This is a genomic window from Burkholderia sp. TSV86, from assembly GCF_001522865.1.
Lineage (GTDB): Bacteria > Pseudomonadota > Gammaproteobacteria > Burkholderiales > Burkholderiaceae > Burkholderia.
Genome location: NZ_LOWB01000115.1, coordinates 112,848 through 119,409 on the forward strand (window position 1 = coordinate 112,848; position 6,562 = coordinate 119,409).

Consider the following 6,562-nt stretch of genomic DNA (forward strand, 5'->3'; position numbering starts at 1 on the left):
GCTTCTTGGCCGGATAAATGCACGCGACGGCGGACGCGGCCGGCATCCGGCCTGATGCACGATGGCGTTCACGCGTCCGAAATATAAAAGCGTCAGATGAAGACGCTGGACGTTGATGCGCCAGGCCACCGAATCGCGATGTATCCGCCGATCGAATTGCGCCGCTCAGCAGTCGTTTCCGAGCCCCCGAGCAAGCGACCGCCCGCCCCGCGCGGATGCTGCCCGTCCGTCAGGCCCGCGCTCGCGTCAACCGCGCTCAAAGGCTGTTTGCAGCGCCGCGACGGCATCCGCATGCGCGCCGCGCACTTCCGGCACGAAACCGCCCATCTTGAAAAATTCGTGGATCATGCCCTTATACAAGACCAGCGTGACGTCGTTGCCTGCCTCGCGCAGCTTGTCCGCATAAGCATAGCCTTCGTCGGACAGCGGATCATACTCCGCAGTCGCGATCCAGGCCGGCGCGACACGCTCGAACGACGGCTCGCCGCGCCTGCCGTCGAGCGGCGCGAAGCGCCAATCGTCGCGATCGGACGCATCGCGCACGTAATTCGAGAAAAACCACTGGATCGTGCCCGCCGATAGCAGGTAACCGTTCGCGAGCCGCGCGTGCGACGCGCTCTGCTGATGCGCGGTCACGCCGGGATAGATCAGCAGTTGCAGCGCCAGCGCGATGCCGAGGTCGCGCGCATGCACCGCGCATACCGTCGCGAGCGTGCCGCCCGCGCTGTCGCCGCCGACGGCGAGCCGCGCCGGATCGATCGCGAAACTCGCCGCGCGCGCATGCAGCCATGCGAGCGCGTCTTGCGCGTCGTGGACAGCGGTCGGGAACTTGTGTTCGGGCGCGAGCCGGTAGTCGACCGACAGCACCGCACACCGCGCGTCGCGTGCGAACATCCGGGCGAGCGAATCGTGCGTGTTCACGCTGCCGACGGTGAAGCCGCCGCCGTGATAGTAAATCAGCGCCGGCAACGGCTCGGCAAGGCTCGGCTCGACGGGCAGATAAAGCCGCGCGCCGAACGACGCGCCGTCGCGGGACGGCACGCGCAAATCCTCGACCGAAAACATCGGCGCGGGAGCGATATCGAGGATCGGCGCGCTTTTTTCATACGCGATGCGCGCTTGCGCCGGCGTCTGTTGATGGTACTCGGGACGTTTCGCGCGCTCGATCATCTCGAGCACCTGCGCGATCTTCGGATTCAACGGCATCTTGAGAACGGACGGCGCGAGCGCGCCGCCGCGAAGCGAGGAACAAACGGCGTATGATGCCACGGCGCGGCATGCGCTCGAAGGCTTGCCGCCCGCGTCGCGCTATCCGGGTATTGCCAGGTTGCAACAGGGCGAGTACCGCGGCCGGTGCGCATCGTCGCGCCGAACGCGAAGAGTGGGTAATCCGGGCGCGCATCGGCAGCGCGCATCGGACACCACAGCGCCTGTCACGCGGCGCGTGAGCAGCGCCTGAGCGGCTCAACATCCAATCACGCCGCACGAGCCCCCTGCACTTTCACCCGCGTGCGGCCGGTCACGCATCGCTCGGACCGGGCTGCGCGCCCGGATCGGTGCGCGTGCGCATCCGCGCGATGTCGCGGCCGACCGCGAGCCGCTTCATATACTTGAACGTGCCGAGCGCTTTCGCAACGAAGTTGCCCGTGCTGTCGCGCACCTCGCCTTCGCAATACGCCATCGTCGTCGAACGATGCAGCACGCGGCCATACGCGCGCAATTCGCCGCGCCCCGGCTGCATGAAGTTCACCTTCATCTCCACCGTGACGACGCCGACGCCATCGTCCGTCAAGCTGCGTGCGGCCATCGCGAGCGCAACGTCGGCAAGCGCCATCGTCACGCCGCCGTGCGCGATGCTCCAGGTATTCATATGCTGGTCGGCGAGCGGCAGCGCGATTTCACTCGCGCCATCTTTTGCGAAGACGAGCTGCACGCCGAGCGAATCGACGAACGGACTTTCGATTGCCGGCTCGCGGCCGGACGCGGACGAAGCAGCGGCACTCATCGTGCGTTGTCAACGAGATAATCGATGCATTCGCGGCTCTGCCTTACCGCGCCGACGAATTTCTTCACATCCTCGTGCACCGGATGCACCTGGTATGCGTCGAGCGCCGCCTTGTCGGCGAAATCGGACACGAGCACGACGTCGTAGGTCGCCTCTAGGCCCGGCGTCGCCAAGCCGACCTCGAGATGCAGCAAGCCCGGCACGATGCCTCGGCAAGCTTCGAGCTTGTCCTTGAGCTTCAGCGCGTTTTGCGCACGCGTCGCGCCTTCGGCCGTTTCCTTCAACTTCCACATCACGATGTGTCTGATCACTTCGTTCGCTCCAGTTCGTGTTGGTTCGGCGATTTGCCTGAAACCTTTACCCATCGGGCATTTCCCGCTCTTTCACCGTTCGCCCGCGTTCGCCGCAAATCACACCCGGCCGGGAAAAAAGCGGGTATCAAAGCGAATGTCATTTAAAACGTCCAACGACGATACGCGCTTTTTCACCATGCGGCTTACTGACGCCAAGATCCGGCAAGCGAAGGCAAGCAACAAGCCTACCAAATCCGACACCGCGCACCCGCCTCTGTGTCGGTCCGTCCGCGATGCGCGCATCACGGCTTACGAACTAATTGCGCTCTCCACGTGCCCGATTTGTGCCTGATCGGCATCAATCTCGGTAAAGATTACCCCTTAAACGAAATGTTACCGTTCGTTTCAAAGATACCGAAAAAGTAATCCGAAGTACCGCTATTCTTTCGTCATCCGCAATAACGCACACACGGGATGACATATGAATAACATTACCAAGAGCGCCCTTTGCGCCGCATTCGTACCGTTCGTCCTCGCTGGTTGCGGTGGCGGCAATGACGGCGACAGCGTGCAAACCGGCACGCTGCACGTCGCGATAACCGACACGCCTTCATGCGGATTCGATCACGTCTATGTAAGCGTCTCGCAGGTTCGAGTCAATGCGAACGCGAACGCTTCCGATAACGATGCCGGTTGGTCGACGATCGCTCTGGCAACGCCACAAAAGATCGATCTGCTATCGTTGACCAACGGCGTGCTCGCCGATATCGGCCAGACCGCACTGCCGGCCGGCCAATATCAGCAGGTCCGCCTCGTTCTCGCGCCGAACCAGGGCAACAACCTGGCAAACTCGGTCGTCCCGACGGGCGGTACCGAACAGGCGCTTGCGACGCCAAGCGCGACGCAAAGCGGTTACAAGATCATCCAACCGTTCACGGTGCAACCGAACACGCTCGCCGATCTCGTGCTCGACTTCAACGTGTGCAAGTCGATCGTTCAGCGCGGCAATGGAACGTATGCGCTGAAGCCGGTCGTCACCGCGACCCCAACCGTCGTGAGCGGCGCGATCTCCGGCTATGTCGCAACGGCCGAAGCGGGCGCGACCGTGTATGCGGAACAAGGCGGCAAAGTGGTCAAGGGCACGGTCGCCGACAGCACCGGGAAGTTCGTGCTGTCGCCGCTGATCCAGAGTTCGACACAAGGTAACTACGATGTCGTGATCGTACAGAACAATTTCGCAACGGGCATCGTGCGCTCGGTTCCGGTCGTCGTGAACGCGACCACCGCGGTTTCGGCGTCGGCCGCGCCGATTACGCTGCCGGCATCGACGATGAGCACGGTCAGCGGCACGGTGACCGCAAGCGCCAACGCGTTCGTGCGTGCTCTTCAGAGCGTCGATGCAAATGCTTACGAAATCACGTCGATCAACGCGAATATGGAAACGGGCGCATATGCGCTCAACCTGCCCACGGCCGCACCGATCGTCGGCACTTACTCTGGCTCGCTGCCTGTCGCGCTGGCTGCTTCGCCGGCCGCCGCGGCACAATATACGGTCGAGGCGGACGCAGCGTCGGGAGCAACGCAATCGACGAGCGTCAAGGCAACGACCAACCAGCCGAACGTCAATTTCAGTTTCTGACGTGTCGGCGGCATCATCGAATGGGCCAAACGGCCGCTTCCTCAACAACGGAAAACAGGAGAATGAAGTGAAGAAAGGGGTTATCGCATGGCTCGCCGCGGCGAGCGTGGTCGGCGCGCTCAGCGGGTGCGTAGCATACGTTCCGGGCGCACCGGTCGTCGTCGCACCGCAGGGAGGCCCGGGGAACGGGTTCTGTCCGCCCGGGCAGGCAAAGAAAGGCAATTGCTGATGGCACAAGGCCCGCGTACAGCGGGCTTTTTTCATTCCTCGCATCAGCAGCCAGGCACCGCCCCATTGGTAAGCGGCGAAAAGCCGCCGCAGCTTTTCCGGTTACATACGCACCCCACCTGCCGGCGCACGTCACTCCAATGATGCCGCAGCACCTGCGCCTTATACGATAGGAGCCAACTGGAAAGCTATGTGACAACCGACGCCAAGGGCTCTCGGCAATGGCCTTCGAGATCGTCGCGGCATCGTTCGAGATCCTGCCTGCTTCGATGCCGACTTCGGGATGCCGATGGAACGGGCAGCGCCGACGTCTGCGCTGGCCCTGCCGCAAGCGTTCCGCCGTGCGCACCTCGTCGCGCGTGATCGGCGCGCCGTCTCAGCGGGGAGCGCGCCGCATCCATGCGCGCTGGCGCGCGACGACCGCCTCGGCGGATTCACCGACGAGCCGCCGGTATACGCCAGGTGCGCTCGCCCCTTCCGTGTTGATGACCAGCACGTGCGAATGCACTCCCAACCCGGCCGCACGCGCCAGTTCGCCGTCCCGCATCAGCGTCGCAACGCCCGCGTATCCCGCCGCACCCGATTCGCCCGCCACGAGCGGCACATCGCGCGCCGAGCCCGCCGCCAGCGAGCGCATTGCCGCAATCGCGTCGTCATCGTCGATCGTCATGAAATAGTCGATGCATCGCTCGAGAACCCGCCATGCCAGCGGCGATGCCGCGCCGCACGCAAGACCGGCCATGATCGAATCGATCGAGCCCGACGCCTTCGCGGCATGCCCCGCGAGCGCGCTCTGATAAAGGCAATCGGCCTGCCGCGGCTCGACCACGATGCAATTCGGCCGCGCGGCCCCATAGTGCTCCCACAGATAGCTCGCAACGCCGGCCGCCAGACCGCCCACCCCGCCTTGCAGAAACACATGCGTAAAAACCGGCCGGTCCGGCTCGCCGTGCAGTTGCCCGAGAATTTCGGCTGCGATCACGCCATAGCCTTGCATCACGTCGCGCGCAATGATCTCGTAGCCTTCATACGAAGTGTCCGAGATAACTTGCCAGCCGTTCATCGCGGCAAGCCGCGCGGCGTGCTCGACGGATTCGTCGTAATTGCCGTCGATTCGGACGATCCTCGCGCCATAACCCGCGATGGCCCGTTCGCGCTCGATATCGACATTTGCATGAAGCACGATCACGCATTGGCAGCCGATTGCTTGCGCCGCCGCGGCCAACGATCGCCCATGATTTCCGTCGGTCGCGCAGATGACGGTCAGATTCGCGAGCCTTGGCGCATACCGCCCCATGATCAGCGCGTGCGGCTCGATGTCGCGCGCTTGCGGCTCGCGCATGATGACACGCATCAGCGCGATCGGCGCGCCTAGCGCCTTGAAGCTCGCAAGCGGCGAGCGCTGCGATTCATCCTTGACGCTCAGCCGCGCGATGCCCAGCCTCGCCGCGGCATCCGGCAAATCCCGCAACGGCGTGGCGCCGCGGCTGATCTGATCCCAGTGCGATAGCCAGGCGCCGCATTCGTGCGCCGACTCGATATTGAGGAGGCGCCGCAATTCCTCCGGGTACGCGATGCGGGAAGACTGGGGGTTGGCAAACAACATGTCGAAACGGCTCCTTCCTGTTGCGCGGCCCGGCACTGGGCCGCGAATCGAATGCGTTGGTATGGATCGCTTGCGTCCGGCTCCCGCCGGCCAAGATAACATTGCGGCGCGCTCGTCGCTCGGGCGCAGGCCGGCAGCAACCGGGTGAGCCTCACGCCGCTCGAAGCCGCGCGCACGCAGATCGATCGGCTCGACGAGACGAAACGCGCCGCCGGGCGATGCCCGCCGGTTCGTCCGTGCCGCCATGTCGCCGGCGAGTGAAACTAAGAGGGACTTCTGACTGATGCCGACAGTGAAGGATTTGGATCAGTACAACGAACTCACGCCTCGATTCCTTTTTCGAACCGCAACGTCAGCAGCTTCAAGACGCCGACTGCCATGAACCGCACCGAGATTGAGCCGCACGCGCCGGCCGATCTCGGCCCGTGACGGCGCCCCGCGCGCGCCGCGGCACGCCCGATATTCGGTTATCCGAAGCAAGCGGCCATCCCGCCCGGCACACACCGGCGGATTGATATCGATCAAATCGCTGCCCGCCAGCGCGTATCTGTCCGATTAGGACAAGATTTCTTCGGGAAAACCGCCGCCAACCCACGTAGGATTGACGACGTGGCGAACTCACCGCGTCGGCTCGCGTGCCGCGGCACGCACGATGCACGCGGGCTTCCGCCCTCCCATCCAATCGCACTTACGCTTCGTTCATCATGCTCAAAATCACTAAGGCGGTCTTCCCGGTCGCGGGTCTGGGCACGCGATTCCTGCCCGCCACCAAGGCGAGCCCGAAGGAAATG

At 63.9% G+C, this 6,562-nt stretch carries 5 protein-coding genes and 1 pseudogene; 2 read left to right on the forward strand and 4 right to left on the reverse strand.

The window, feature by feature from the left end; genetic code table 11:
- Positions 1 to 246: 246 nt before the first annotated feature.
- The 3 genes from WS68_RS21560 to WS68_RS21575 form a co-directional block, all read right to left on the reverse strand.
- Positions 247 to 1,206: an alpha/beta hydrolase gene (locus tag WS68_RS21560; RefSeq protein ID WP_059572674.1), complete on the reverse strand. Its 960-nt coding sequence runs from the start codon at positions 1,204 to 1,206 to the stop codon at positions 247 to 249.
- 313 nt (positions 1,207 to 1,519) lie between these two features.
- The gene (locus WS68_RS21570) at positions 1,520 to 2,005 is read right to left on the reverse strand and encodes a PaaI family thioesterase (RefSeq protein ID WP_059572676.1); all 486 of its coding nucleotides are present in this window, start codon (positions 2,003 to 2,005) and stop codon (positions 1,520 to 1,522) included.
- Positions 2,002 to 2,316 carry a Dabb family protein gene (locus tag WS68_RS21575; protein ID WP_059572677.1) on the reverse strand — a complete coding sequence of 105 codons (315 nt, stop codon included), beginning with the start codon at positions 2,314 to 2,316 and terminating at the stop codon, positions 2,002 to 2,004. Before WS68_RS21575 ends, WS68_RS21570 begins: the two co-directional genes overlap by 4 nt.
- Positions 2,317 to 2,779: 463 nt before the next feature.
- Here WS68_RS21575 and WS68_RS21580 point away from each other — a divergent pair, with 463 nt between their 5' ends.
- A complete protein-coding gene (locus WS68_RS21580) occupies positions 2,780 to 3,937 on the forward strand; it encodes a DUF4382 domain-containing protein (protein WP_059572678.1) in 1,158 nt (385 codons plus the stop codon).
- A gap of 604 nt (positions 3,938 to 4,541) precedes the next feature.
- Here WS68_RS21580 and WS68_RS21585 read toward each other — a convergent pair.
- The gene (locus tag WS68_RS21585) at positions 4,542 to 5,771 is read right to left on the reverse strand and encodes a diaminopropionate ammonia-lyase (protein ID WP_059572692.1); all 1,230 of its coding nucleotides are present in this window, start codon (positions 5,769 to 5,771) and stop codon (positions 4,542 to 4,544) included.
- Positions 5,772 to 6,406: 635 nt separating this feature from the next.
- On the opposite strand from WS68_RS21585, the pseudogene WS68_RS29075 reads away from it, so the two are divergent.
- A pseudogene (locus WS68_RS29075) lies at positions 6,407 to 6,562 on the forward strand (UTP--glucose-1-phosphate uridylyltransferase GalU); the annotation flags it as partial.